The organism is Ancylobacter rudongensis (genome assembly GCF_900100155.1).
Classification (GTDB): domain Bacteria; phylum Pseudomonadota; class Alphaproteobacteria; order Rhizobiales; family Xanthobacteraceae; genus Ancylobacter; species Ancylobacter rudongensis.
In genome coordinates this window covers 119,115-144,617 of record NZ_FMTP01000005.1, presented here as the reverse complement: position 1 = coordinate 144,617, position 25,503 = coordinate 119,115, and the positions used below count along the sequence as shown (strand labels likewise).

At 68.7% G+C, this 25,503-nt stretch carries 23 protein-coding genes; 8 read left to right on the top strand and 15 right to left on the bottom strand.

Features of this window, described 5'->3' with window-relative positions; all coding sequences use genetic code 11:
* The first annotated feature begins 47 nt into the window (after positions 1-47).
* The 4 genes from BLO63_RS14080 to BLO63_RS14065 all read left to right on the top strand — a co-directional run bounded on the left by BLO63_RS14080 (position 48) and on the right by BLO63_RS14065 (position 5,199).
* Positions 48-1,979 carry a DUF3483 domain-containing protein gene (locus BLO63_RS14080; RefSeq protein ID WP_091441671.1) on the top strand — a complete coding sequence of 644 codons (1,932 nt, stop codon included), beginning with the start codon at positions 48-50 and terminating at the stop codon, positions 1,977-1,979.
* The gene (locus BLO63_RS14075; RefSeq protein ID WP_091441669.1) at positions 1,976-3,169 is read left to right on the top strand and encodes an electron transfer flavoprotein subunit alpha/FixB family protein; all 1,194 of its coding nucleotides are present in this window, start codon (positions 1,976-1,978) and stop codon (positions 3,167-3,169) included. Before BLO63_RS14080 ends, BLO63_RS14075 begins: the two co-directional genes overlap by 4 nt.
* Positions 3,166-3,951 carry an adenine nucleotide alpha hydrolase family protein gene (locus BLO63_RS14070; RefSeq protein ID WP_091441668.1) on the top strand — a complete coding sequence of 262 codons (786 nt, stop codon included), beginning with the start codon at positions 3,166-3,168 and terminating at the stop codon, positions 3,949-3,951. The genes BLO63_RS14075 and BLO63_RS14070 overlap by 4 nt, the downstream gene beginning before the upstream one ends.
* Before the next feature lie 309 nt (positions 3,952-4,260).
* Complete coding sequence (locus BLO63_RS14065) at positions 4,261-5,199, top strand: phosphatase PAP2 family protein (RefSeq protein WP_091441666.1); 939 nt, start codon at positions 4,261-4,263, stop codon at positions 5,197-5,199.
* 7 nt (positions 5,200-5,206) lie between these two features.
* Here BLO63_RS14065 and betA read toward each other — a convergent pair whose 3' ends face one another.
* Together betA and betB are read right to left on the bottom strand one after the other, a co-directional pair.
* Positions 5,207-6,877, bottom strand: coding sequence for a choline dehydrogenase (gene betA / locus BLO63_RS14060; RefSeq protein WP_091441664.1), 1,671 nt, complete (start codon positions 6,875-6,877; stop codon positions 5,207-5,209).
* Positions 6,877-9,045 (bottom strand): betaine-aldehyde dehydrogenase, encoded by a 2,169-nt coding sequence (gene betB, locus BLO63_RS14055; protein ID WP_091441663.1) that lies wholly within the window; start codon positions 9,043-9,045, stop codon positions 6,877-6,879. Before betB ends, betA begins: the two co-directional genes overlap by 1 nt.
* 395 nt (positions 9,046-9,440) lie before the next feature.
* On the opposite strand from betB, the gene BLO63_RS14050 reads away from it, so the two are divergent.
* The 3 genes from BLO63_RS14050 to choV all read left to right on the top strand — a co-directional run bounded on the left by BLO63_RS14050 (position 9,441) and on the right by choV (position 12,645).
* Positions 9,441-10,394 (top strand): choline ABC transporter substrate-binding protein, encoded by a 954-nt coding sequence (locus tag BLO63_RS14050; protein WP_091441661.1) that lies wholly within the window; start codon positions 9,441-9,443, stop codon positions 10,392-10,394.
* Between the two features lie 199 nt (positions 10,395-10,593).
* Complete coding sequence (gene choW, locus BLO63_RS14045; protein WP_091441659.1) at positions 10,594-11,445, top strand: choline ABC transporter permease subunit; 852 nt, start codon at positions 10,594-10,596, stop codon at positions 11,443-11,445.
* A 3-nt stretch (positions 11,446-11,448) separates the two neighbouring features.
* Complete coding sequence (choV, locus tag BLO63_RS14040; protein ID WP_091441657.1) at positions 11,449-12,645, top strand: choline ABC transporter ATP-binding protein; 1,197 nt, start codon at positions 11,449-11,451, stop codon at positions 12,643-12,645.
* Positions 12,646-12,809: 164 nt separating this feature from the next.
* Here choV and glmM read toward each other — a convergent pair whose 3' ends face one another.
* From glmM to BLO63_RS13985, 12 genes are all read right to left on the bottom strand, one after another.
* Positions 12,810-14,153, bottom strand: a complete 1,344-nt coding sequence (glmM, locus tag BLO63_RS14035) for a phosphoglucosamine mutase (RefSeq protein ID WP_091441656.1) — start codon at positions 14,151-14,153, stop codon at positions 12,810-12,812.
* Positions 14,154-14,244: 91 nt separating this feature from the next.
* Entirely contained in the window at positions 14,245-14,406 is a 162-nt protein-coding gene (locus BLO63_RS21135) for a hypothetical protein (protein WP_162841815.1), read from the bottom strand.
* A gap of 31 nt (positions 14,407-14,437) precedes the next feature.
* Entirely contained in the window at positions 14,438-16,360 is a 1,923-nt protein-coding gene (gene ftsH, locus BLO63_RS14030) for an ATP-dependent zinc metalloprotease FtsH (RefSeq protein WP_091442104.1), read from the bottom strand.
* A 148-nt stretch (positions 16,361-16,508) separates the two neighbouring features.
* A complete protein-coding gene (gene tilS / locus BLO63_RS14025) occupies positions 16,509-17,564 on the bottom strand; it encodes a tRNA lysidine(34) synthetase TilS (RefSeq protein WP_091441654.1) in 1,056 nt (351 codons plus the stop codon).
* On the bottom strand, positions 17,539-18,402 hold the full coding sequence (gene ybgF / locus BLO63_RS14020; RefSeq protein WP_244517876.1) for a tol-pal system protein YbgF: 864 nt from the start codon (positions 18,400-18,402) through the stop codon (positions 17,539-17,541). The genes tilS and ybgF overlap by 26 nt, the downstream gene beginning before the upstream one ends.
* 186 nt (positions 18,403-18,588) lie before the next feature.
* On the bottom strand, positions 18,589-19,083 hold the full coding sequence (gene pal / locus BLO63_RS14015) for a peptidoglycan-associated lipoprotein Pal (RefSeq protein ID WP_091441651.1): 495 nt from the start codon (positions 19,081-19,083) through the stop codon (positions 18,589-18,591).
* 155 nt (positions 19,084-19,238) lie between these two features.
* A complete protein-coding gene (gene tolB / locus BLO63_RS14010) occupies positions 19,239-20,546 on the bottom strand; it encodes a Tol-Pal system beta propeller repeat protein TolB (protein WP_425284338.1) in 1,308 nt (435 codons plus the stop codon).
* A gap of 89 nt (positions 20,547-20,635) precedes the next feature.
* Positions 20,636-21,619 (bottom strand): cell envelope biogenesis protein TolA, encoded by a 984-nt coding sequence (locus BLO63_RS14005; protein WP_091441647.1) that lies wholly within the window; start codon positions 21,617-21,619, stop codon positions 20,636-20,638.
* A gap of 3 nt (positions 21,620-21,622) precedes the next feature.
* On the bottom strand, positions 21,623-22,072 hold the full coding sequence (gene tolR / locus BLO63_RS14000; protein ID WP_162841814.1) for a protein TolR: 450 nt from the start codon (positions 22,070-22,072) through the stop codon (positions 21,623-21,625).
* 3 nt (positions 22,073-22,075) lie between these two features.
* A complete protein-coding gene (gene tolQ / locus BLO63_RS13995) occupies positions 22,076-22,780 on the bottom strand; it encodes a protein TolQ (protein WP_091442102.1) in 705 nt (234 codons plus the stop codon).
* Between the two features lie 392 nt (positions 22,781-23,172).
* Positions 23,173-23,682, bottom strand: coding sequence for a tol-pal system-associated acyl-CoA thioesterase (gene ybgC / locus BLO63_RS13990; protein ID WP_091441643.1), 510 nt, complete (start codon positions 23,680-23,682; stop codon positions 23,173-23,175).
* A gap of 85 nt (positions 23,683-23,767) precedes the next feature.
* The gene (locus BLO63_RS13985) at positions 23,768-24,184 is read right to left on the bottom strand and encodes a DUF2852 domain-containing protein (RefSeq protein WP_091441641.1); all 417 of its coding nucleotides are present in this window, start codon (positions 24,182-24,184) and stop codon (positions 23,768-23,770) included.
* 141 nt (positions 24,185-24,325) lie between these two features.
* On the opposite strand from BLO63_RS13985, the gene BLO63_RS13980 reads away from it, so the two are divergent.
* Positions 24,326-24,805, top strand: coding sequence for a hypothetical protein (locus BLO63_RS13980; RefSeq protein ID WP_091441640.1), 480 nt, complete (start codon positions 24,326-24,328; stop codon positions 24,803-24,805).
* Positions 24,806-24,815: 10 nt separating this feature from the next.
* Here BLO63_RS13980 and BLO63_RS13975 read toward each other — a convergent pair whose 3' ends face one another.
* A complete protein-coding gene (locus tag BLO63_RS13975) occupies positions 24,816-25,448 on the bottom strand; it encodes a TetR/AcrR family transcriptional regulator (RefSeq protein ID WP_091441638.1) in 633 nt (210 codons plus the stop codon).
* Positions 25,449-25,503: the final 55 nt, after the last annotated feature.

Genomic DNA, 25,503 nt, shown 5'->3' with positions numbered 1-25,503 from the left:
CGCATGAGCACCGTCATCCCCTGGGAATCGAGTGACAGCGGCGCCTCATGACGGATCTCGCGCTTCTCCTCTCCTTCACCGTCCTCGCCATGGTGGTGATCGCCGGCGTGCTCGCCGCCCGCCGCGCGCGTCTGTGGCGCGTCGGCCGTGCGGCGAAGGTGGACTGGGCGGCGGGCCTCCTCGCCCTGCCGAAGCGCTACCTCGTCGATGTCCACCATGTGGTGGGGCGCGACGCTTACGCCGCGCGCATGCACGCGCTGGCCGCCGGCGGGCTGCTCGCCGGCTCCGGCCTCGCGCTTCTCGGCCTCATCCCGGCGCTGGGCGACGCGCGGCTCTATTGGTGGCTCACCGCGCTCGCCTTCGCCGCCGCCTTTGCCGGCGGGGGAATGGTCGGGCGGCGGCGCTATCCCACCAAGCCGGCGCGGCTCTCTGGCGGGCGGTTCCAGCTGCTGCCCTTCCTGCTCGCCGCCTATACCGGCGGCGGTTTCCTGGTCGCGCTGGATGCGTCACTCGGCGGCGCGCTGTGGCCGCTCGGCTGGGCCGGCCTCGCCGTCGCCGCCCTCGGCGGCCTCGGCCTCGCGCTACAGATCGACCGCGGCCCGATGCGCCATGCCTTTGCCGGCGCCGCCCATCTCGTCGCCCATCCCCGCCCCGGCCGTTTCAAGGGCGAGCGCGCCACCGCGCTGGCCCCGCTCGATCTCGACGCGCCCCGCCTCGGCGTCGCCCTGCCGGAGGAGTTCGCCTTCAACCGGCTGATCGGCTTCGATGCCTGCATCCAGTGCGGGCGCTGCGAGGTGGCCTGCCCGGCCTTCGCCGCCGGCCAGCCGCTGAACCCCAAACGCCTCATCCAGGACCTCGCCGCCAGCCTGCAGCCCGGCGGCACCAATGCCGCTTATGCCGGCAGCCCCTATCCCAATGCCCGCCCCGTCGCCGGCATTGGCGGGCCGGGCCTGCCCATCGTCGGCGAAGGGGCGATGATCCACCCGGACACGCTGTGGTCCTGCACCACCTGCCGCGCCTGCGTCGAGGAATGCCCGATGATGATCGAGCATGTCGACGCTATCCTCGATTTGCGCCGCTTCCAGACGCTGGAGCTCGGCGCCATGCCGGCGCGGGCGGCGGCGCCGCTGATGGAGCTGCGCTATGCCGACGAGCCGGGCGGGCGCCCCCTCACCTCCCGCACCGATTTCGCCGCCGGCCTGACCCTGCCGCTCATCTCGGCCAAGGGCGAGGCGGAGATCCTGCTCTGGCTCGGCGAAGGCGCCTATGAGCTGCGCTATGGCCGCACCCTGCGCGCGCTCGTCACCCTGCTGCACAAGGCGAAGGTCGATTTCGCCGTGCTCGGCGCGGAGGAGCGCGATTGCGGCGACCTCGCCCGCCGCCTCGGCGACGAGGCCGGCTTCCAGCGCCTCGCCGCTGAGAACATCGCCACCCTGTCGCGCTATCGCTTCAGCCGCATCCTCACCGCCGACCCGCACGCGCTGCACGCGCTGCGCAACGAATATCGCGCCTTCGGCGGCACCTATGAGGTGGTGCACCACACCGCCTTTCTCGACGAGCTGGCGGCCGCCGGCCGGCTCAGTATAGGCGCGCTGGATCAGGCGCGCATCACCTATCACGACCCCTGCTATCTCGGCCGCTACAATGGCGAGGTGGACGCCCCGCGCCGCCTGCTCGACCGGCTCGGCATCGCGCGGTTGGAGATGGAGCGTTCCGGCAAGCGCTCCATGTGCTGCGGCGGTGGCGGCGGCGCGCCGGTGTCCGACATTGAGGGCGAACGGCGCATCCCCGATATCCGCATGAGCCAGGCGGCCGCGACCGGCGCCGGCATCGTCGCGGTGGCCTGCCCGCAATGCTCGTCCATGCTGGAAGGCGTCACCGGCGCGCGCCCGGCGGTGCACGATATCGCCGAGCTGGTGCTCATGGCGGTGGAGAAGGCCGATGCCGCGCCCGCCCGCCCGGTCGAGGTGCCGGCATGAGCCGCCCGCGCAAGGACCCGCGCGCCGCCCGCGCCGCCCATCTTGTGCCCGGTGGCGCCCGGCCGCGCTTCGATCTCGCCGCCCTGCCCGCCGCCAGCGGCCGCCCGCGGCGTGACCCGCGCGCGGAAGAGCGCCTCGCCCTCGTGCCCGGCACGCTGCGCCGCCGGCTGGACCGCGCCCAGCGCGCGCCGGCGCTCGCGGCCGCAGCGCCGGCCTCCGCCGAGACGGTGGACGCCGCCCCGCGCCTGCGGGTGATCGCCGAGCCTGCTTATCTCGTCGCCCTGGTGCCGGATGCGCCGGGCGGGCGGCTCTCCGCCCATGACCGCCAGCTGTTCGGCGCCGCGCGCCTGCTGGCGGATGCCGGCGGCGGGGCGGTGCTCGCTTTTGTCGAGCAGCCGGGCGAGGAATTCGGCCCGGCCGGCGCCGACCGCGTGCTGGCCCTGCCCGTCTCCGGCTACGACCCGGAGGCGAAGGCGCTGGCGCTCAATGCCGCGCTTGCCGCGCTTGATCTGCGCCATGTGCTGTTTCCCGAAACCGCCGATGGCGGCGATCTCGCCCGCCGGCTTGCGGCGCTGTCGGGCGAGCCCTTCTTCGCCGGCGCCGAGAGCCTCAGCCCCAAGGCCGTCACCCGCGCCGCCCGCGGCCGCCGGGTGGAGCAGCGCCGCGCCCCGCCGCGCTTGATCAGCCTCGCGCCGGATGCCGTCGCCCCGCATGCCGGGACGCTGCACGAGGGCCTGCCGGTCGCCCTCGCCTTCCCGCAACCGACCGGCGGCGCCATTGTCTCGGCGGAATTCATCCCCGCCGATCCGGCCAAAGTGTCGCTGGCGGAGGCCGATTTCGTCGTCTCCGCCGGCAATGGCGTGAGCGATCTCGAGGCCTTCCGCGCGCTGGCGGCAGCACTGCGCGCCACGCCCGGCGCCAGCCGCATGCTGTGCGATGCCGGGCTGATGCCGCGCGCCGCCCAGGTCGGCGCCTCCGGCACGGTGCTGGACGCGCGGGTCTATCTCGCCCTCGGCATTGCCGGCGCGCCGCAGCATCTGCAGGGCGTGGCGAAATGCGAGCATGTCATCGCCGTCAACACCGACCTGCACGCCGCGATGATCGAGCGCGCCGGCCTCGCCATCGTGGCCGACGCGCAGAAAGTGATGCCAGCGCTGCTGGCGCTGCTGCAACAGGAGCGCGCATCATGAGGATCGCGGTGCTGCTCTCCGCCGGCCGGCATAGCGTGTCCGGCCGCCCCGCCCCAGTGCCGGTGGAACTGCAGGCGCTGCGGCTCGCCGTCGATCTCGCCAACCAATGCGGCGGCCAATCGGGCTGCGACGTCACCGGCCTGCATGCCGGGCCGGAACTCGGCCCGCTGGCCGATACGCTCGGCCATGGGCTCGGCCATCTCGTGCATCTGCGTACCGAGGGCGCGGCCGACCCCGCCCCCGCGCTCGCAGCAGCGCTGGAGGCCGGCGGCTACGATCTCATCCTCGCCGGCCGCGCCGGACAGGGCGGCGAAGATGCCGGCCTACTGCCCTACACGCTGGCGCGCGGGCTGGCTTGGCCGATCCTCGCCGATGCCGCCGGTCTGGCGCCGGGCGAAGCGCCGGGCACGCTCAGTGTCGAGCAGGCGCTGGGACGCGGCGCCCGCCGGCGTCTCGTGGTGCGGCTGCCGGCCCTCGTCACCGTCCATCCCGCCGCGCCGCCGCCGCTGCCCTTCGCCTTTGCCGGCCTGCGGCGCGGGCGGGTGGAGATGCGCGAGGCTCCGCCCGCTCCCGCCGTCGCGCCTGAGGTCGAGGAACGCGCCTATCGCCCGCGCCCCAAGCTCATCGCCAAGGCGGCGGCCGGGGCGTCGGCGCTGGAGCGGCTGCGCGCCGCCACCGAGGCCGCCAGCGGCGGCGGCCGGCTGCTGGTCGATCCGGCGCCTGATGAGGCGGCGCGGGAGATTCTGGCGCATCTGCGCGCGCTCGGCCTGCCCACCCGCTGACGCCGGCGGCTGTCAGCTACCTGTCAGCGTGAAAGCGGCACATTTTGCCGGTCACGGCCGCGCGTTTCCCCATGCATTTGCCACGAAGAGACGCTAACAAGCTACCGCTTCCCGGGGGGCCGGCGACGCATGCGCGACAGGGGGAATCGATCATGAGACCGACACGCACACTGACGGGCGCGCCCGCTTCTGCCGTAACGGCACCCGCGCCCACGGCGTGCCGGGCTGGCTGAGCCGCGCCCGCTTCATGCGGCCGTCACAACCCGTGTGCTTCCTCTCCTGATCTTAGCGAAGACAGACAGACCGAAAATGGCCGATCCGAACGATTTTCCGCGCGACAGGGCCTCCATCTTCGCGCGCGCGCCGCTGTCGATGGCGATTCTCGGCACGGCCCTGGTCTCGGTCGTCTTCTATCTCGTCCCGCAGATCGATCTCGCCTTCCTCGGCCTGTTCTACGAGCCGGGGAAGGGCTTCCCCGCCGCCCAGATCCCGCTGCTGCAGGATTTCCGCACCTTCGCCTCCAACATCTCGCTGTTTCTGCCGCTGCTGACGCTGGTGTGCCTGGTCCTCAAGCTGTCCTTCCCGGCGAAGACCAGCCTGCTGCCGTCGCGGATGGCGCTGTTCTTCATCCCGCTGTTCCTGCTCGGGCCCGGCCTTTTGGTGAACGGCATCCTCAAGCCCTATTGGGGCCGGCCGCGTCCGCTCAATGTCAGCGACTTCGGCGGCCCCTGGCCGTTCGAGGACCCGTGGGTGATCGGCCCCTCGGGCCTCGGCAACCACTCCTTCTCCTCCGGCGAGGCGGCCACCACCGCCTGCCTGCTGCCGCTCATATTGTTCCTGCCGCGCGAATGGCGCGGGCCGGTCGGGGCGCTGATCGGGCTGTTCGTGGCGGCGGTGGGGCTCAACCGCATCGCCTTTGGCGGGCATTTCCTGTCCGATGTCGTCATCTCGATCGGGCTGATGCTGATCCTGGCCGCAGTGCTTCATCACCTCATCTTCGTGCGCTACCGCGACAGCCTGTCCGACGCGGCGCTGGAGAAGCGGCTGACCGCGCTCGGCTACCGCATGGCCGAGCAGCGCGCCGCGCTGCGCCACTGGGTGCGCCGCACCCTCGCGACCTCCTATCAAAGCGCTCGCAATTTGCGCCGGGCCGAGCGGGCGATCCATCCCGGCGCTGCCGCCCGCGCCGCCGCCATGGACGCGCCGACCGGCAGTGTCGGCGCGTCCACCGGCACCAACCCGCCCTGACCGGCTTCTAGCGCTGCGCGCTCTGCCAGTTTGGCGCGGCATAGACCGGCGCGTTGGAGGGCGCCAGCAGCGGCCGGCCGAGAATATGGTCCGCCGCCTTCTCCGCCATCATGATGGTCGGCGCGTTCAGATTGGCGTTGGTGATCGAGGGCATGGCGGAGGAATCCACCACCCGCAGCCCCTCCACCCCGATCACCCGCATCTGCGGGTCGAGCACGGCCAGTGGGTCGGACGGCGATCCCATCCGGCAGGTGCAGGAAGGGTGATAGGCGCTCTCCACCTTTTCCTCGACAAAGGCGTCGATCGCCTCGTCGCTCACCACCTCCGCCCCCGGCTGGATTTCCCGCCCGCGATAGGGCGCAAACGCGTCCTGCGCGAAGATTTCGCGCGTCAGCCGCACGGCGGCGCGGAACTCGGTCCGGTCGTCGGGATGGGTGAGATAGTTGAACCGGATGCGCGGCGCCGCCAGCGGATCGGCCGAGGCGAGCCGCACCCAGCCCCGGCTCTTCGAGCGCATCGGCCCGACATGCGCCTGGTAACCATGCTCGCTCGCCAGCCCCTGCCCGTCATAGGTCACGGCCAGCGGCAGAAAATGATACTGGATATCGGGCGAGGCGATGCCGGGACGGGAGCGGATGAAGCCGCAAGCCTCGAAATGGTTGGTGGCGCCGAGCCCGTCCTTCTTCAGGAGCCAGCGCGCGCCGATCAGCCCGCGCGGGATCAGCCCCATCTTGGAATAGAGCGTGATCGGCTGGGTGCACGCCTGCTGGAAATAGACTTCCAGATGGTCCTGCAGATTCTCACCCACGCCGGGCCGGTGCGCCACCATCTCGATGCCCAGCGGCAGCAGCTCATCGGCGCTGCCGATACCGGAAAGCTTGAGCAGCTGCGGCGAATTGATCGAGCCGCCGGACAGGATCACCTCGCGCGCCGCCCGCACCTGATAGTGCTGCCCCCCGCGCGACCAGCGCACGCCAATCGCCCGGCGCCCCTCGAACAGGATGCGCTCCACCCGGGCATGGGTCTCGACCTTCAGGTTGGCCCGCTTCATCGCCGGCCGGAGATAGGCATTGGCCGCCGACCAGCGCACGCCGTCCTTGACGGTCATGTCCATGCGGCCGAAGCCTTCCTGTTGGTAGCCGTTCACATCGTCGCTGGCGGGGTAGCCCGCCTGCTGCGCCGCCTCGATGAAGGCTTTGTAGAGCGGGTTTTCCAGCGTGCCGTAGCGGGTGGCGAGCGGGCCGTCGCTGCCGCGATACTCATCCCCGCCCTCGCGGCGGCTTTCCGCCTTGCGGAAATAGGGCAGCACATCGGCATAGGACCAGCCCTGCGCCCCCTCCTGCTGCCAGCGGTCGAAATCCGCCGGCGCGCCGCGCATATAGACGAGGCCGTTGATCGAGGAGGAGCCGCCCAGCACCTTGCCGCGCGGGCAGTGCATGCGCCGCCCGCCAAGGCCCGGCTCGGGCTCGGTCTCATACATCCAGTTGTATTTCTTCATGTTCATCGGGATGGAGAGCGCGCTCGGCATCTGGATGAACACGGAACGGTCGGAGCCGCCATATTCCAGCACGAGAACGCGGTTGCTCCCGTCGGCGCTCAGCCGGTCGGCCAGCACGCAGCCGGCCGAGCCGGCGCCGATGATGATGAAGTCATAGAGATCGTGGGCGCCGTTCTGCATCAGTAGGGCGCCTCGACGCGGCCGAGATTGACGTAGACGCTCTTCAGTTGGGTGTAGTGCTCGATCGCCGCCTTGCCGTTCTCGCGCCCGAGGCCGGACTGCTTGGCCCCGCCAAAGGGCAGCTCGATCGGCGTGATGTTGTAGGCGTTGATCCAGCAGGTGCCGGCCTGCAACTGCGCGATCACCCGGTGGCCGCGCGCCAGATCCCTGGTGAACACGCCGGCGGCGAGGCCGAACTCGGTGTCGTTGGCCCGGGCGATCACCTCATCCTCCTCGGTGAAGGACAGCACCGCCATAACAGGCCCGAAAATCTCCTCGCGCACGATGCTCATCGCCTCATCGCAGCCGTCGAACACGGTCGGCGCCACGAAGCAGCCCTTGGCCAGCGCGCCCGTGGTGACGCGGTGGCCGCCGGCCAGCAGCTTCGCGCCCTCGGCCTTGCCCTTCTCGATATAGCCGAGCACCTTTTCCATGTGCTCGGGCGAGATCAGCGCGCCGATTTGGGTGGCCGGATCGAGCGGGTCGCCGACCACCATTTTCGCCATACGTGCGGTGAGCTTTGCGAGGAAGGCGGCGCGCACGCGCTCATGCACGAAGACACGGGTGCCGTTGGAGCAGACCTCGCCGGCGGAGTAGAAATTGGCCAGCAGCGCGCCCGACACCGCGTCGTCGAGATCGGCATCCTCGAACACGATCAGCGGCGATTTCCCGCCGAGTTCCAGCGTCACATATTTCAGCGTGCCGGCGGCATCCACCATCACCTTCTTGCCGGTGCCAACCTCGCCGGTGAGCGAGACCTTGGCGATGGCGGGGTGGCGGGTGAGCAGGCGGCCGGTGTCGGCAAAGCCCTGCACCACGCTGAACACGCCTTCCGGCACGCCGGCCTCGGCATAGATTTCGGCGAGCTTCAGCGCGGTGAGCGGGGTCAGTTCCGCAGGCTTGAAGATCATCGCATTGCCGCAGGCGAGCGCCGGGGCGGATTTCCAGCAGGCGATCTGCAGCGGATAGTTCCAGGCGCCGATGCCGGCGACGATGCCGAGCGGCTCGCGGCGGGTATAGCCGAAGGCGCTGGGCCCCAGATCCACATGCTCGCCCGAGAGGCCGGCGGCGAGGCCGGCATAATATTCCAGGCAGTCCGCGCCCGAGAGCACGTCGACCACGCTGGTTTCCTGGATCGGCTTGCCGGTGTCGAGCGTCTCCAGATGCGCCAGCTCGTCATTGCGGGCGCGCAGCAGGGCGACCGCCCGCATGAGGACGCGCCCGCGCTCAGCCCCGGTCATCGCGCCCCAGATCTTCTGGCCCTTGCGCGCGGCCGCCACCGCTGCCTCGACCTCGGCCTCGCCGGCGATCTCGATCTCCGCCAGCACCTCGCCGGTGGCGGGGTTCGAGGTGGTGAAGGTGGCGCCGCCATGCGGGCGGTAATGCCCGCCAATATGGTTGGCGTGCAGCGGGGGACGGCTGGTCATGGTCGCGGGTCCGTTGGTGGAGGGCGCCGGCGCGGCGGCGGCGATCTGGGCATCGACGAAAAGCGAGGCGACCTGCCGGGCGCTGACCGAATCGGTTTCGCCGGCGGCCGAGAGCGAGGAGCGCAGCCACAGCCCGTCGATGATGGCGGCGATGGTGATGGCGATGCGGGCGACGTCGGCGGACGCGACCAGCCCGCGCAGATCGTGGCGCAGATTGGCCAGCATGCGGGCCTGGTAGATGCGCTGCACCCGGCGCAGCCGCTCGGAATGCAGCACCTGCCCCCAAAAGGCGAGCCAGACGCTGGAGGTGCGCTGGTCGAATTCCTCCGGCGCCAGATTGGCGTCGATCAGCGCCTGCACCCGGGCGCGCGGCGTCGAGGCCTCGCGCAGCCGCTGTGCCGAGGCACGGTAGAGCCGCAGCGAGAGGTGACGCAGCGTCGCCTCCAGCAGCCCGTCCTTGTCGCCGAAATAATGCGCGACGAGCCCGGGCGAGACGCCGGCCCGGCGGGCGATCTGCGCCAGGGTGGAGGCGTTGAAGCCGATCTCGGCCAGCGACTCGATGGTGGCGTCGATCAGCTGGCGTCGGCGCACATCCTCCGGCGCGCGACGGCGTATGTCGTCCACACGCGCCTGACCGGCCTGATCGTCCACCTCATCGAACCGCGCCTGAGGCTTCTGCGCCTGCGCATTCGCCCGGGCCACCGGCACCTCCTGATCGACGCGAAGGGAGCTATTGAATACTCGTACAATACATGGATCAAATCGGCCGGCAATCCCCGCCATCCGGCTCGCCGGCTTGACACGAAGCGGTGTCGAAATGCTTCTGCCGGCGCGGCGCAATTTGGCAAACAGCCTCGAAAAGCGTCGTAAATTCGTCATTTCTGGGCAAAGATTGCGCGTGACAAATGGCCCGATCGCGTTTTGAATAGCTGTTCAAAAGAAGCCTCCAGAGGCCGCATCCGGGCGGAGCGGGGCGGGCCCCAAAGGGTACCGCGAGACCCCGCCGTCCCCGACTTGTCGATTCCGGCCGTGCCGGGCTTGGCGTCAGGCCATGCCGGTTCCATGATCCTGCCAGGATGCCAACGGGAACAACAACGATGCGTAAAATCGCCTTCCTCGCCGCCTTGGGCCTCGCCCTGGCCGCCACCCCCCTCCCCCGCGACGCGGCCCAGGCCGCCGAGCCGGCGGCCTGCAAGACGGTCCGCTTCGCCGATGTCGGCTGGACCGACATCACCGCCACCACCGCCCTCACCTCGGCGATCCTGGAAGCCCTCGGCTACACCCCGAAGACGCAGGTTCTGTCGGTGCCGGTGACGTACAAGTCGATGCAGACCAAGGATATCGACGTCTTCCTCGGCAATTGGATGCCGACCATGGAAGCGGACCTTGCTCCCTATCGCGAGGACAAGAGCGTCGAGGTCATCGGCGTCAACCTCGAAGGCGCCAAGTACACGCTGGCGGTGCCGACCTATCTCTATGACGAGGGCCTGAAGTCCTTCGCCGACATCGCCAAGTTCAAGGACAAGCTCGGCGGCAAGATCTACGGCATCGAGCCGGGCAATGACGGCAACCGCCTGATCCTCGACATGATCAAGGACGACAAATACGGCCTGAAGGGCTTCGATCTCGTCGAATCCAGCGAGCAGGGCATGCTGGCCCAGGTCGAGCGCGCCTCGCGCCGCAAGGAAGCCATCGTCTTCCTCGGCTGGGAACCGCACCCGATGAACGCCAAGTACGAGATGAGCTATCTCTCGGGCGGCGATGACGTCTTCGGCCCGAACTATGGCGGCGCCACCATCTACACCAACGCCCGCGCCGGCTATACCAGCGAATGCCCGAATGTCGGCACGCTGATCAAGAACCTCAAATTCACCCTCGCCACCGAGAATGTGGTGATGGGCTACATCCTGCTCGACGCCATGGAGCCGGCCAAGGCGGCCGACAAGTGGCTGAAGGCCAACCCGACCGTGTGGGAGCCCTGGCTCGCCGGCGTCACCACCATCGACGGCAAGCCGGCCGTGCCGGCAGTGAAGGCCGCGCTCAAGCTCTGAGTCCTGTGCGGCCCCTCGCCATGGGCGGCCGCTCCCTCTGACCGCCTTCGAGGCGCATTGCGCGCACCTCGGGATGATTTGGTCCGCGTGGCCCTCATCCCGAGCCCCCCGGCGAAGCCGGGTCTCGAAGGATAGTGACGCCAAGCGCCCCTGACCCGCAGGCGGCGTCCGCCCTCACTCACCCCGCCGAGGAGCGCCGATGTATGACTGGCTGACCGAGCACAAGATCCCGCTGGGACTCTGGCTCCGTGACTTCGTCGACCTGCTTACCACGCATGGTCAGGGCTTCTTCGACTTCGTCTCGCTGGTGCTGGGGGCGCTGATCGGCGGCTTCACCGACGCGCTGCTCTGGGTGCCGCCGCTGCTCCTCATCGCCCTATTCGGCCTCGCCGCCTGGCTGGTGCACCGCTCCATCGGGCTGGTGGTGTTCATCGTCGGCGCGCTGCTGCTCGTCACCAATCTCGGCTACTGGTCGGCGACGATGGAGACGCTTTCACTGGTCATCTGCGCCACGCTGGTCTGCGTCGTGGTCGGCGTGCCGATCGGCATCGCCGCCGCGCACCGGCCCTGGCTCTACACCGCCATCCGGCCGATCCTCGACCTGATGCAGACGATCCCCACCTTCGTCTATCTGATCCCCACCCTGGTGCTGTTCGGCCTGGGCGCGGTGCCGGGGCTGATCTCCACCGTCATCTTCTCGATTCCCGCGCCGATCCGCCTCACGCATCTCGGCATCTCCTCGGTGCCGCCGGCGCTCTATGAAGCCGGCAAAGCCTTTGGCGCCACCAAGACGCAGCTGCTGTTCAAGGTGGAGCTGCCCTATGCGCTGCCCACCATCATGGCCGGCATCACCCAGTGCATCATGCTGAGCCTGTCCATGGTGGTCATCGCCGCGCTGGTCGGCGCCGACGGCCTCGGCAAGCCGGTGGTGCGGGCGCTCAATTCGGTGAACATCGCCATGGGCTTCGAGGCGGGCCTCGCCATCGTCGTCCTCGCCATCGTGCTCGACCGCGTCTGCAAGCGGCCCGAGCGGCGCTCGCGAAAGGGTTGAGCCATGCCCGCCGTTGAATTCCGCAACATCGACATCGTCTTCGGCGCCGACCAGAAGAACGCCTTGAGGCTCATCGACGAGGGCCGCTCGCGCGACGAGATCCTCGCCGCCACCGGCGCCGTGCTCGGCGCGGCGGGAGTGAGCCTTGCCATCGAGCGCGGCGAGATCTGCGTGCTGATGGGTCTCTCCGGCTCCGGCAAGTCCACCATTCTGCGCGCCATCAACCGCCTGAACGAGGTGGCCCGCGGCGAGGTGCTGGTCGAGCACAACGGCACCGCCATCGACGTTGCCCGCTGCGATGAAAACACGCTGCGCGACATCCGCATGCACACCGTCTCCATGGTGTTCCAGCAGTTCGGCCTGCTGCCCTGGCGCACGGTGCGCGACAATGTCGGCTTCGGGCTGGAGCTGCGCGGCGGCATGAGCGCGGCCGAGCGCAACCGCATCGTCGACGAGAAGCTGGCCATGGTCGGCCTCACCAACTGGTCGGAGAAATACACCAACGAGCTCTCCGGCGGCATGCAGCAGCGCGTCGGCCTCGCCCGCGCCTTCGCCACCGATGCCGATATCCTGCTGATGGACGAGCCGTTCTCGGCGCTCGACCCGCTGATCCGCGACAAGCTGCAGGACGAGCTGCTCGATCTGCAGCGGCGCATCCAGAAGACCATCGTCTTCGTCAGCCACGATCTCGACGAGGCGCTGAAGCTCGGCAACAAGATCGCCATCATGGAAGGCGGGCGCATCGTCCAGGCGGGCACGGCCGAGGACATCTTGCTGCGCCCGGCCACCGCCTATGTCGCCGAGTTCGTCAAGCACATGAACCCGCTCAACGTGCTGCGCGGCACGGCGGTGATGCGCCCGGCCGCCAGCCTCGCCCGGCAGGGCGATGAGGTGGTGCTCGACAGGGACGGACGGGTGAAGGTGAAGATGGACGCCGAGGGGCGGCCGGTCTCGCTCGATCTCGACGGCCGCCAGGGCGTCCTCGCCGCCGCCGATGGCGAAGCCGGCCTGATCGACGACAAGCTGGCGCATGATGCCGACTGCATCGTCGCCCCGGTCGACCTGAAGCTGAAGGCGGCGATCGAACTGAAGCGCCACACCGACCTGCCGATCCTGCTGGTCGACAGTCTCGGCCGCCTCGCCGGCCTGTGCGACGATGACGAGATCTATCGCGGCCTGCTCAGAAGGCTGGACGGGTAAAGGTCGACGCATCGGCGGAGGGTCAGGAGACCACCGCGCACCGCGTCATCCCGGAACGGCCAAAGGCCGTATCCGGGATCGATTGCCGGATCCGCGACGGGGGGACGATCCCGGATATGGCCTGACGGTCATTCCGGGATGACGAGAGGAATGGCTGCCAGCCCTTACGCCGCCGCCAGGCCGACCGCTTCCACCACATCGTTGACCACGGCCTCGACCAGATCGCGATTGTCGCCCTCGCCCATCACCCGGATCACCGGCTCGGTGCCGGAGGGGCGGATGAGCAGGCGGCCATGGCTGTTGAGCTTGAGTTCGGCGGCGGCGATCGCCTTGAGCACGCCGTCATTCTCCAGCGGCCGGCCGCTCTTGTAGCGCACATTGCGCAGGATCTGCGGCAGCGGCTCGAAGCGGTGGCACACCTCGGACACCGGCCGCTGCCGGCGCTGCACCATGGCGAGCACCTGCAGCGCCGCCACCAGGCCGTCGCCGGTGGTCGAATAATCCGACAGGATGATGTGGCCGGACTGCTCGCCCCCGACATTGAAGCCATGGGCGCGCATGTGCTCCAGCACATAGCGGTCGCCCACCGGCGTGCGGGCCAGCGTCAGCCCCAGATCGGCCAGATGGCGCTCCAGGCCGAGATTGGACATCACGGTGGCGACGATGCCGTTGCGCGACAGCCGGCCATCCTCGTGGAAGCTCTCGGCCACCACGGCCATCAGCTGGTCGCCATCCACCAGCCGGCCCTTCTCGTCGACGATCAGCACCCGGTCGGCGTCGCCGTCGAGCGCGATGCCGATATCGGCGCGCACTTCCCGCACCTTGGCCGCCAGCGCCTCGGGCGCGGTGGAGCCGACATCGCGGTTGATGTTGAAGCCGTCCGGCTGGTCGCCGATGGTGATGACCTCGCAGCCGAGCTCCCACAGCGCTTCCGGGGCGACGCGATAGGCGGCGCCATTGGCGCAGTCGACCACCACCCGCAGCCCGTCAAAGGACTGGTTGCGCGGCAGCGTGCGCTTGGCGAACTCGATATAGCGCGCATGCACGCTTTCGATGCGCTTGGCGCGGCCCATATCGGCGGGCTGGGCGAGCATGCTGCCCATGTCGCCGCGGATCAGCGCCTCGATCCGGGTTTCCAGCTCGTCGGAGAGCTTGTAGCCGTCGGGTCCGAACAGCTTGATGCCGTTATCGTCATAAGGGTTGTGCGAGGCGGAGATCATGACGCCGAGATCGGCGCGCATGGAATGGGTCAGCATCGCCACCGCCGGCGTCGGCATCGGGCCGAGCAACAGCACGTCCATGCCCACGGCGGTGAAGCCGGCGACCAGCGCGTTTTCGATCATGTAGCCGGACAGGCGCGTGTCCTTGCCGATGACGACGCGGTGCCGGTGATCGCCCCGCTGGAACACCAGCCCGGCGGCCATGCCGACCCGCAGCGCGAGTTCCGGCGTGATGATGCCATTGGCCCGGCCGCGAATCCCGTCGGTGCCAAATAAAGTGCGTGCCATGCCCTGCCTCATGCGAATCGACGCCGTCCCGGCGCGCCAGCGGCGCGTCGACACTCACTCTTCTCTATCATCGAGCCTACAGGCAAGGGTTTCACAAAGTGTAAGCGTTCGTTGCGGCGCCGTCGGGCCGGAAAAGACGCTCTTCGATGCCGACGCGATCAGGATCACGCGATATTATCTCGCGGGATGCTTCGCCCGTCTGCGGTGCCGAAAGGCTGGAGACAAACAAAAAGGGGAAGATCTGCTTGCGCACATCTTCCCCTCCATTCAGCCTAAGAAACCGATCACGCCTGCGGCTGCGGCTCCATGCCGGCATCCGGGCGCGGCGGGCGGTTCTTGCCGGCGCTCGGCACCACCGAACCGCGCGTATTGGCGGGTTCGATCGTGGTGTCGCGCACGGGCGCATTGCCGTCGAGCAGGCCGATGATCTCGTCGCCGGACAGCGTCTCATATTCGAGCAGGCCGCGGGCCAGGATTTCCAGCCCGTCCTTGCTCTCGGTCAGGATCCGCTTGGCCTCGGCATAGCCTTCGTCAACCAGGCGACGCACTTCGCTGTCGATAGTCTGCGCCGTGGCTTCGGAAACATTCTGCTGGCGCTGCATCGACATGCCGAGGAACACCTCGTCATTGTTCTCGCCATAGGCGACGTTGCCCAGCTTGTCCGAGAAGCCCCAGCGCGTCACCATCATGCGGGCGAGGCGGGTGGCCTGCTCGATGTCGGAGGCGGCGCCTGACGTCACCTTCTCGGGACCGAAGATCAGCTCCTCGGCGACGCGGCCACCCATCATGATGGCGAGACGCGACGTCATCTGCTCATAGGACATGGAGAGCTTGTCGCGCTCCGGCAGCTGCATCACCATGCCGAGCGCGCGCCCGCGCGGAATGATCGTCGCCTTGTGGACCGGATCGGTCGCCGGGACCTTCAGGGCGACGATGGCATGGCCGCCTTCGTGATAGGCGGTCAGCATCTTCTCGTCCTCGGTCATGACGAGCGAGCGGCGTTCCGCACCCATCATCACCTTGTCCTTGGCATCCTCGAAGTCGCTCATCGTCACCATGCGCTTGTTGCGGCGCGCGGCCATGAGGGCAGCCTCGTTGCAGAGGTTAGCGAGATCGGCGCCGGAGAAGCCGGGCGTACCACGGGCGATCACCTTGAGGTTCACGTCCGGCGCCACCGGCACCTTGCGGGCATGGACCTTGAGAATCTGTTCGCGGCCGACCACGTCCGGGTTCGGCACCACGACCTGGCGGTCGAAGCGGCCGGGACGCAGCAGGGCGGGGTCGAGCACGTCCGGGCGGTTGGTCGCGGCGATGAGGATGATGCCCTCATTGGCCTCGAAGCCGTCCATCTCGACCAGCAGCTGGTTCAGCGTCTGCTCGCGTTCGTCATTGCCACCGCCGAGGCCGGCGCCACGATGGCGGCCGACCGCGTCGATTTCGTCGATGAAGATGATGCAGGGCGCGTTCTTCTTCGCCTGCTCGAACATGTCGCGCACGCGGCTGGCGCCGACGCCGACGAACATCTCGACGAAGTCGGAACCGGAAATGGTGAAGAACGGCACGTTCGCTTCACCGGCGATGGCACGGGCGAGCAGCGTCTTGCCGGTGCCGGGCGGGCCGACCAGCAGCACGCCGCGCGGGATGCGTCCGCCGAGACGCTGGAACTTCTGCGGATCGCGCAGGAAGTCGACGATCTCGGTGAGGTCGCTCTTGGCCTCGTCGATGCCGGCCACGTCCTCGAAGGTCACGCGGCCATGCGCCTCGGTCAGCAGCTTGGCGCGGCTCTTGCCGAAGCCCATCGCCTTGCCGCCCGCACCGCCCTGCATCTGGCGCGACAGGAAGATCCAGACGCCGATCAGCGCGATGAAGGGGAGCCAGGAGATCAGCAGGCTGACGAACCACGGCACATTGTCGGTCAGCGGCTTGGCGGTGATCGACACGCCCTTGCCATAGAGGCGCTGGATCAGCGAGGGATCATTGGGCGAATAGGTCTGGAAGGTGCGCCCGTCGGTGAAGGTGCCGGTAATCTCCGGACCCTGGATCACCACGTCGCGCACGCGGCCCTGATCGACCTCGTTGAGCAGCTGCGAGAAGCTGACATCGTTCGTCGCCTGACGCTGCGCCGGATTCTGGAACAGCGAAAACAGCGCCAGAAGCAGAAGAACGATGATCACCCAGAGGGCGAAATTCCGAATATTGGCGTTCATCATGTCCCTTTCGGCGTCGGATTCGACCGACGCGCGGGCACCGCCGGCGCTGGCGGCCCTCCCTTGTCGCTCCGTAATTTAGGTGGCGCAGGGGTGATTGCCAAGATGTCGGGAGCAAGGCACCTGCGACCTTCCGCGCAAATCCGCGTCACCGGGTGGAACCGGAGGGCCGCCGCGCCGGGGCGGGAGCCAGCGCGACACTCCGCCGGTTCACCCGCACCACCGCCCCGGCAAGGGTGCGCGCGCCCTGTTCGTCTGGCCCGAGCCCGGCAATCCAGGCCAGCAGCGCCTCCAGCTTGCCGAGTTCCACCGGCCCCGTACCCACCGCCGCGACCGCACGCCCGAGCAGGCGCAGGGCGATCTCCTCGGGAAGGGCGGCAAGGCCGGCACGGGGCAAGGTCAGGGCGGGCTCCCCCTCTCGCCGGGTCGGCCAGAGGGCGGCAGCGGCGGCGTCTGTGGCCGCCTCCAGCGCCGCCTCGGCCCGGGCCATGCGGCGCGCCAGGCGCTCCACGGCGGCGGCATCGAGGCCTTCCGCCGCCAGCGCGGGCAGCAGCTCCCGCAGCCGCACGCGGGCAAAGCGCGGATTGCTGTTCGAGGGGTCACGGACAAAGGCGATGCCCGCCGCCTCGCACAGCGCGACCAGTTCCGCCTTCGGCCGGCCCAGCAGCGGGCGCAGGAGCGTGATCGTCCCCAGCGGGCGCACGGCCGGAATGCCGGCGAGCCCGCCGATTCCAGAACCGCGCATCAGCCGGAAAAGCACCGTCTCGGCCTGGTCGTCGCGTGTGTGGGCGGTGGCAAGCGCGCTGGCGCCGATCGCCTGCGCATGGGCGGCCAGCGCCTCGTAGCGCGCATCGCGGGCCGCCTCCTGCAGGCGCGTGCCCGGCAGCGGCGCGGCGAGGTCGAGAATCGCGTGAGGCAGGCCGAGCCGTTGCGCCAGCGCGGCGACGTCCCGCGCCTCAGTGCGCGATTCGGCCCGCAGGCCATGGTCAACCGTGGCGACGTGCAGCCGGGTCGCCGCGTGGCACTGGGTGCGCCAGCGATGGGCCAGCAGCATCAGCGCGGTCGAATCGGGGCCGCCTGACACCGCGAGCAGCACATCGGCATGGCCGGCAAGGGGAGCAAAGAGCGTCGCCAGCTCGGCCGCGTCAGGGCCGGGGGCGGGGTCGGCGGGCGCGGCCTCAGCAGCCGGCGCGCTTCTGCTCACGCTCCACCCCCTGCTTCACCGTTGCCGACGCGCGCGGGTATTTGTTGCCGACGGCGTTGAGCGTCGCGCAGGCGGCATCCTTCTCGCCGATCGCCGCGAGCGACTGGCCGAGGCGCAGCAGGGCGTCCGGGGCCTTCACCGCATTGGGGTAATCGGTCGACACTTTGAGGAAATTCTGCGCCGCTTCCTTATAGGACTTGCGCAGATACTGGCTCTCGCCCAGCCAGTAATAGGCGTCCGGCGTGGCCCGGTCGGTGGGGTAGAGCTTGACGAACTGCTCGAAGGTCTGGCCCGCAGCGGCATAGTCCTGGCGCTGGAGCGCGCCGAAGGCGAGATCGAACATTTCCTTCGGCGAGGTGGCCGGCTGGGCGCCCCCGCCCGCGGCGGCGCCGGAAAGGGTGCCGAGGTCCATTGGCGCGCCGCTCGGCGCGGTGGCCCCCAGCGGGCGCGGCGCACCGGGCGCACCGGCCTGGGCGGAGGGGTCGAACACGTCGGGACGGCGGGCGGTCTCGCCCGCAGCCGCCGGCGCGGCGCCGGTGTCGCCCTGCAGCAGCCGCAACTGCTGCTCAAGCTGCTGGTTGCGGAATTGCAGCTGCTCGATCTGCCCGGTCATCTGCCGCAGCTGGTTTTCCAGCCGGTCGATCCGGGTGACGATGCTGTCGGCCTCTTCAACCTGCGCCGGCTGGTTGCCCGCGCGCACCTGTCCCGGCGGCTTGAAGAGATTGCCGAAGAAATTGTTGTCCGCCTGCGCCTGCGCTGCCTCGAACGGGACGGAAGCGGCGGCGAGAGCGGCGACAAGAACGAGAGCGGCGGGACGAAGCGGGCGGACGGTCATCATGGCCATGCACTGGAACGGGAACAGCGGAGCGGCGGCAGGACGCCGCGCGCTTTCCATTTGAACATACGGGGCTGATCACGTCCAAAGTTTGACCCAGGGTCATCCCTTGCACGTTGCAACCCGCCAGAAATACGAAAACCCGGCCCGCAGGGCGAGCCGGGTTTCGTTGCTGCGCGGAGGCGCCGATCAGGTGCCGGTGGCGTTCAGCACGGTGACGGCCCGGCGGTTCTGCGACCAGCAGGAGATGTCGTTGCAGACCGCGACCGGGCGCTCCTTGCCGTAGGAGATGGTCCGCATGCGGCTTGCCGCGACACCGCGCTGGACCAGATAGTCGCGCACGCTCTGGGCGCGGCGGGCACCGAGGGCGATGTTGTATTCGCGGGTGCCGCGCTCGTCGGCATGGCCTTCGATGGTGAAGCTGTAGCGGGCGTACTGGTTCAGCCACTGCGCCTGCTTGTCGAGCGTCGCCTGCGCCTGCGGCGTCAGGCTGGTCTGGTCGCTCTCGAAGAACACGCGGTCGCCGACCGAGACGATGAACTCCTGCGGGCTGCCGGGAGGCGCCGAACCGAGAGCGGCGCCGGCGCCGTCCATCGGGTTCTTGGCGCAGGCGGCCGCGAGCATCGCGAAACCGACGATGAAGGCGACGCGCGCGCCGCCCAGATGGCGCAACATACGGATCATACCGCTGACTCCTGAATTCCCGACTGATCTGCCGACTGGCTGCTGGCGACCATCAATGTTCCGTCGTGCTTTACGAAACCTTGCTGAATTGCGCCAATTTCGCGACCATTCCGTAAACCGCCGCTTATGGTTAATCGTTCCCTGACAGAACCCGCTCAGGAGCGCAAGGGCGACCAGGCCGGGTCGGACGCGTAGCTGGGCGTCGGCACGCGCTGCTCGTTATAGCCGGTGATGTCCACCGTATAGAGCTGCGGCCCACCTCCGCCCCCCGCATCGCGGAAAAACATGATGACGCGCCCGTTCGGGGCGAAGGTCGGCCCCTCATTGTGGTAGCCCTCGGTGAGGATGCGCTCGCCCGAGCCGTCCGGCCGCATCAGCCCGATGGCGAAGCGTCCCTGTGCCTGCTTGGTGAAGGCGATCACATCGCCGCGCGGCGACCAGACCGGCGTGGAGTAACGCCCGTCGCCGAAGGAGATGCGGCGCTGGTTCGAGCCGTCCGGGTTCATGAGGTAGATCTGCGAGCCGCCGCCGCGGTCGCTCTCGAAGCAGATCTGCGTGCCATCCGGCGAGTAGCAGGGCGCGGTGTCGATGGCGGCGGTATCGGTCAGCCTTGTGGTGGCCTTGGAGCGCAGGTCCATCACGAAGATGTTGGAATCCGCCCCCTGCTGCAGGCTCAGGATCACCCGCTGCCCGTCAGGGGCGAAGCGCGGCGAGAAGCTCATATTGGGGAAGTTGCCAACCACTTCGCGCTGGCCGTTCTCGATGTTGAGCAGGTAGACGCGCGGCTCGCCATTGCCATAGCTCATATAGGTGATTTCCTGGCTGGTCGGCGAGAAGCGCGGGGTCAGCACGAGGTCGTCGCCGCGCGTGAGATAGGTCACGTTGGCGCCGTCCTGGTCCATGATGGCGAGGCGCTTGATCCGCTTCTCCTTCGGCCCGCTCTCGTCGACGAAGACGATGCGCGTGTCGAAATAACCCTTCTCGCCGGTGAGCCGCTCATAGATCGCGTCGGCGATGATGTGGGCGACGCGGCGCCAGTTCTCCGGCTGGGTGAAATATTGCTGGCCGATCAGCTGCTGGCCGGCGAACACGTCCCACAGGCGGAATTCCGCCTTCACCCGCCCGTCCGGCTGGCGGGTGATGCGGCCGGTGACGAGTGCCTGCGCGTTGATGACGCGCCAGTCCTGGAAGCGCGGCGAGGCGTCCGGGTTGCTGATCTTCTCGACGAAGGCGGCCGGGTCGATCGGGGCGAACAGGCCCGAGCGACGCAGATCGGCCGAGATGATCTGCGTCACCCCCTTGCCGGCCTCGATGTCCTGCGGGCTGCCGCCGCCGACGAAATCGGTGATGGCGATGGGCAGCGGCTGCACCGTGCCCGAGGTGATGTCGAGGCGGACGGCGGCATTCGCCACACCCGGCGCGAGCATCGCCCCGCCAAGCCCGGCCCCGCCGAGCGCCGCCATGCCGACAAGGACCGACCGGCGGCCGACAAGGCCATTGGCTTCAAGGGGAAAACGCCGCGACATTCTGGGTACCTCGGAAAAAACGGGCATCAATGAAGCATGGCCGGGTTGAAGCCCAGCTCCAGTTCCCGCCACGTATCGTAGCGGTCGGCACGCAGCATCGGGAACGGATTAGCCTGATTGGCGATCTCGTACAGCGCCCGCTGGGCCGTCTCACGAACAATTGGTGCATAAGGATTGCCGACGCCCTGCACCTCGACCAGCTGCGGCGCGCCGACCATCTTGCGGTCGGGGCCCAGCATGATCTTGAACACCACCGTCACCTGGCCGGCATCCACCGCACCGGCCGGCAGCTTCCAGAAGCGGGCGATATAGGCGCGCAGCGCGTCGATCTCGGTCTGCGACAGCGAGGTCGCCGCCCCCTGCGACGCGCCGAGCGAGGCGGTGTTGTTGATCGTCTCGCCCAGCGCCGCCATCCGCCGCGGGTCCTGCTTGTTCAGCAGGGCGGCGATCTGGTTCGGGTTGAAGTCGCGCTCGGGCGCCGGCTCCTGCACCACCTTGGGCGGAATGTTCTTCGGCTTCTGCGGCGGCTTCGGCGGCGGCGGGGTCGCCTGCGCCTGCTCCTGCGGCTTGGGCTGGTCCTTCGGCGGCTCCGGCGGCTTGGCCGCGAGCGCCTCCGCGTCCGGCGGCGGCGGCGGTGCGGGCTGGGCCTCGGCCTGCGCGGCCGGCGGCTTGGGCTCGGCCGGCTTCGCCTCGGGAGGCGGCGGGGGCGGCGGCGGCGGGGCGGCAGGCTCGTTCGAGGCCTTCACCTCGGGCTTCTCGGAAACCTTGGACTCGAGATTTTCCGCCTGCTTGGGCGTGTCGGCCTTCTTCTCGACGACGGGCTTCGGGTTCTCCTTCGGCGCGTCCTTCTTGCCGGCCATCATCTTCGACATTTCGGCATCGGAGATGATGTCGATCGGCATGGATTCGGCCGGCGTCGCCTCATAGGGCGAGGGAGACGCGAAGGAGACCGCCATGAAGCCGATAATGCCGACGTGAAGCGCCGCCGAGGAAAGGAAGCCCGCCTTCATGCGTCAGCCTCCCTCGACTTCGGAGACCAGCGCCACGCGCTTGAACCCGGCGCCGGACAGGCGGCCCATCACACGCATCACCGAACCATAATCGAGGCTCTTGTCGGCACGCACGAAGATGCGCTCCTCATAGCCGGCTTTGCCGATCGCCTGCAGCTTCGGCACCAGCTCGTCGACGGGGATTTCGGTGTCCTGCAGGAAGATCTTGCCGTCCTTGGTGATGTTGACGATCAGCGGCGCGCTTTCCTGCGGCACCGCCTTGGCCTCGGTCTGCGGCAGGTCGAGCGGCACGCCCGTGGTGAGCATGGGCGCGGCGACCATGAAGATGATGAGCAGCACCAGCATCACGTCGACCATCGGCGTGACGTTGATCTCGGACATGACGGCACCGCCCGCGCGACGACGCGAACGCCGCGAGTGCCAGCCGCCTCCTGCTCCTCCGGACATGCCCATGGATCAGCCCCGTTCGTCGATCTGGCGCGACAGGATGGCGGAGAACTCGTCGGCGAAGCCCTCCAGCCGCGCCGCCTGCCGGTTCACTTGAGAGACGAACTTGTTATAGAAAATCGTCGCGGGAATGGCGGCGATAAGGCCGATTGCCGTCGCGAACAGGGCTTCGGCGATGCCCGGCGCCACCACGGCGAGGCTGGTGTTCTTCGAGGCGGCGATCGACTGGAAGCTGGTCATGATGCCCCACACCGTGCCGAACAGGCCGATGAACGGGCCGGCCGAGCCGACGGTGGCCAGCACCAGCAGCCGGTTCTCCAGCCGCTCCACCTCGCGGGCGATGGTGACGTTCATCACCTTGTCGAGTCGCTGCGTCAGGCCGGCAAGCGAGCGCGCGCCGCCCTCATAGGAGCGCTTCCACTCGCGCATGGCCGCCACGAAGATCGCCGCCATGGCGTGGTTCTGCCGCGAGGACAGCGAGCGGTACAGCTCCTCCAGGCTCTGCCCGGACCAGAACGTGGTCTCGAAGCGGTCCATCTGCCGCTTCATGCGGCCATACAGGATGGTCTTGTCGATGATGATCGCCCACACCCAGACCGAGGCGAGCACGAGGCCGGCCATGACGAACTTCACGATCAGGTGTGCCTGAAGGAAAAGCCCGATCAGCGAGAGGTCGGCGCTGCCCATGCCGGCACCCGCAGGGGAGGAAACCATGCCGTCGGGGGCGGCAACCGCCTGCCCGTCGACCTGCGCCGTCGGCGCCGCGGTCACCGGCACGGGCGCGTTCTGGGCGATGGCCATGGACGCCGGCGCCGCCAGAACCAGCATCACCGCGAATAGAAGCTTCTTCAGCGTCATCAAGCCAATCCTGCCAGATCGTTAAAGGTCGCACTGCCGCCTTGCATCGGCTGCCGACAGCAGCGAATGCCCTGCATGGCTGCTGTGGGAACGCGCCCGCCATCAACCGACCGAGTCTGTCCAAACTTGGGCGATCAAGGCCGTGGCGCACCCGCAGCCGCCCGGTACAACACCGTATTAGGGTTAATACCGCGTTAGCGTTGCCGCATCGCAACAGCGTCAGGGGTGTTTTCTTACCGAGTGCGACCTCAGGGCTGCGGGGCCTGCTCCAGCGCCAGTTTCATCGCCGCCCGCAGCGCATCCGGAATACGCCGGGCGCGGCCCTGGGCGACGAAGGCGACCTTCACCTTGGCCTCGACGATGAGGTCCGCGCCGCGCTTCACCTTCTGGGCGAGGGTGATGGAGGCGCCGGCGACCTCGATCGGGCTGGTATGGACCTCCAGCACGTCGTCGATGCGGGCGGGGCGGACGAATTGCAGCTCCATCGAGCGCACCACGAAGGCGAAGCCCGGCGCCTCGGCCAGCGCCTCGCCGAACAATTCGCCCTGCACCACGCCGATCAGGCGCAGATGGTCGGAGCGGGCGCGCTCCATGAACTTCAGGTAGTTGGCGTGGTAGACGATGCCGGAAAAATCCGTGTCCTCGTAATAGACCCGAACGGGCAGCACATGCCCGCCCGGCACCAGCTTTCCCGCCAGATGCAGGAAGGGGTCGGCCTTGAGGACGTCAGGGGATAAAGGGTCGGGGCGCTCGTTCATCACGCCCTCATAAACGAGAAGGCCCGGCAAAAAAAGAACCGCGCCCCTCGGGTGAGGGGCGCGGCCACATCATGATCGCCGTGGGTCAGTTCTGGACATCATCCGTCGGCGCGGAAGGCGCGGCCGGGCGGTTGCGGCGGTCGGCCATGAACTGGTCGAACTCCGCCTTGTCCTTGGCCTGGCGCAGGCGGTCGAGGAAGGAACGGAAATCCTTCTGCTCGTCTTCCAGCCGGCGCAGCGTCTCCTGGCGGTATTCGTCAAAGGCACGGTTGCCGCTGGAGGGGAACCCGCCGCCGAACCGGCTGCCGAAATTGCGCACGGCTTCCGCGCCCTCTTCCTGCCAGCGGCCGAAGCCGCGCTTGCCACCACAAAACATCCGTCCACTCCCTATCGTGAAGGCCAGGACCGCAAGACCCAGAGGCCACCAGGCCATGAAGCCCAGTACCGTGAGCGCGATCCAGGCCGGCTTGCCATATGCGTCGAGCTTCTGTGCGAGCTCCATGGGCGTACCGCTCCTGGGTAGAACCGCCGCGGGCACCATGCCCACTTGGGTTAATGTTAATCACATTCACATAGATAGAAATCCACTCCCCGCTTGTCAATGGGGGCGGCCTGCGGGATGGAGGGGAAAAGGACACATCCCATGACTGCACCGATTCCCGAATGGACCGAGGTCGCCCGGATTTTCGAGCCGGATGGCGCCTTGCGCGACCTCTATGTGCTCGATGCCGGCCCTGTCGGCTGGCAGGCCGTGCTGGACGGCCTGCGCGCGCTCGACCCGCCGCCCGTCTTCGACATTGACGGCGAGCCGGCGGCCCTGCCCGCGCATATCGAGGATGTGTTCGCCATCTGGGGAAACGCAAGCCCCAGCCTGCGGTGGAACGCGGGCGAGGTGCAGGTCAACCTGCACTTCTTCCGCAGCGACGATATCGAGTTCGACATCGACCCCGCCGATGTCTGCGAGCCGGAAGACTGGCTGGCGCTCGCCCGTTTCATGCTCTGGCTGGCGGAAACAGCCGAGCGCCCGGTGGTGCTGACACCGGAGAACACGCCGGACGACATCATGCTGTTCTGCCGGAACGCGCAGGACGGCATCGAGGTCAACGCGACGCCGGAGGACTGAGCGCCGCGCCTCAGCCGCCCGCGGCCAGCCCCTTGAGATAGACCAGGAAGGCGGCCTCCAGGAGCTCGTCCGGCGCCATTGGCAGCTTGCGGCGGGCCCCGTCGGCGCGGCCGAACAGCGAGGCGACGCCATGCGCCAGCGCCCAGGTGTGCAGCGCCACCATCAGCGCCGGCGGGCGCACGGTGGGCGGCATGGAGGCGACCAGCGTGTCCGCCGCCTCGCGCAGCACGCCGAAGGCGCGCTGGCCGGCCTGGTCGAGCGCCGGGAAGGCCTCGCTGCGCAGGCCGGATTCGAACATCGCGACATAGTCCGCCGGGTGCTCGCGGGCGAATGCGAGATAGGCCCGGCCAAGCCGTTCGAAGGCCTCGGACGGGGTCGGCCGCCCCTCGTTCCAGCCCGCCTCCAGCGCCTTGGTGAAGCGCTCGAACCCGTCCGCCGCCACCGCCGCCAGCAATTCGTCGCGGTCGCGAAAATGCCGGTAGGGCGCGGCAGGGGAAACGCCGGCACGGCGCGCCGCCTCGGCGAAGGTGGCGCCGGCGGTGCCCTTCTCCGCGATCAGCTCAAGCGCCGCCTTCATCAGGGCTTCCCGCAGGTTGCCGTGATGATAGCCGCGCGATTCTCCGCCGTTCCGGGACCAGCTCATGTGAAGGGGACTTACATCACGCGGGGGGCTGCGTCGATGGCCGGGCGCGCAAGGG

What these genes read in the sequence shown, in the direction of transcription:
- BLO63_RS14080 (WP_091441671.1), top strand. Translation starts at nt 48, where the DNA reads ATGACGGATCTCGCGCTTCTCCTCTCCTTCACCGTCCTCGCCATGGTG.
- BLO63_RS14075 (WP_091441669.1), top strand. Translation starts at nt 1,976, where the DNA reads ATGAGCCGCCCGCGCAAGGACCCGCGCGCCGCCCGCGCCGCCCATCTT.
- BLO63_RS14070 (WP_091441668.1), top strand. Translation starts at nt 3,166, where the DNA reads ATGAGGATCGCGGTGCTGCTCTCCGCCGGCCGGCATAGCGTGTCCGGC.
- BLO63_RS14065 (WP_091441666.1), top strand. Translation starts at nt 4,261, where the DNA reads ATGGCCGATCCGAACGATTTTCCGCGCGACAGGGCCTCCATCTTCGCG.
- betA (WP_091441664.1), bottom strand. Translation starts at nt 6,877, where the DNA reads ATGCAGAACGGCGCCCACGATCTCTATGACTTCATCATCATCGGCGCC.
- BLO63_RS14050 (WP_091441661.1), top strand. Translation starts at nt 9,441, where the DNA reads ATGCGTAAAATCGCCTTCCTCGCCGCCTTGGGCCTCGCCCTGGCCGCC.
- choW (WP_091441659.1), top strand. Translation starts at nt 10,594, where the DNA reads ATGTATGACTGGCTGACCGAGCACAAGATCCCGCTGGGACTCTGGCTC.
- choV (WP_091441657.1), top strand. Translation starts at nt 11,449, where the DNA reads ATGCCCGCCGTTGAATTCCGCAACATCGACATCGTCTTCGGCGCCGAC.
- glmM (WP_091441656.1), bottom strand. Translation starts at nt 14,153, where the DNA reads ATGGCACGCACTTTATTTGGCACCGACGGGATTCGCGGCCGGGCCAAT.
- ftsH (WP_091442104.1), bottom strand. Translation starts at nt 16,360, where the DNA reads ATGAACGCCAATATTCGGAATTTCGCCCTCTGGGTGATCATCGTTCTT.
- ybgF (WP_244517876.1), bottom strand. Translation starts at nt 18,402, where the DNA reads ATGATGACCGTCCGCCCGCTTCGTCCCGCCGCTCTCGTTCTTGTCGCC.
- pal (WP_091441651.1), bottom strand. Translation starts at nt 19,083, where the DNA reads ATGATCCGTATGTTGCGCCATCTGGGCGGCGCGCGCGTCGCCTTCATC.
- tolB (WP_425284338.1), bottom strand. Translation starts at nt 20,546, where the DNA reads ATGGCGGCGCTCGGCGGGGCCGGGCTTGGCGGGGCGATGCTCGCGCCG.
- BLO63_RS14005 (WP_091441647.1), bottom strand. Translation starts at nt 21,619, where the DNA reads ATGAAGGCGGGCTTCCTTTCCTCGGCGGCGCTTCACGTCGGCATTATC.
- tolR (WP_162841814.1), bottom strand. Translation starts at nt 22,072, where the DNA reads ATGGGCATGTCCGGAGGAGCAGGAGGCGGCTGGCACTCGCGGCGTTCG.
- tolQ (WP_091442102.1), bottom strand. Translation starts at nt 22,780, where the DNA reads ATGGTTTCCTCCCCTGCGGGTGCCGGCATGGGCAGCGCCGACCTCTCG.
- ybgC (WP_091441643.1), bottom strand. Translation starts at nt 23,682, where the DNA reads ATGAACGAGCGCCCCGACCCTTTATCCCCTGACGTCCTCAAGGCCGAC.
- BLO63_RS13985 (WP_091441641.1), bottom strand. Translation starts at nt 24,184, where the DNA reads ATGGAGCTCGCACAGAAGCTCGACGCATATGGCAAGCCGGCCTGGATC.
- BLO63_RS13980 (WP_091441640.1), top strand. Translation starts at nt 24,326, where the DNA reads ATGACTGCACCGATTCCCGAATGGACCGAGGTCGCCCGGATTTTCGAG.
- BLO63_RS13975 (WP_091441638.1), bottom strand. Translation starts at nt 25,448, where the DNA reads ATGAGCTGGTCCCGGAACGGCGGAGAATCGCGCGGCTATCATCACGGC.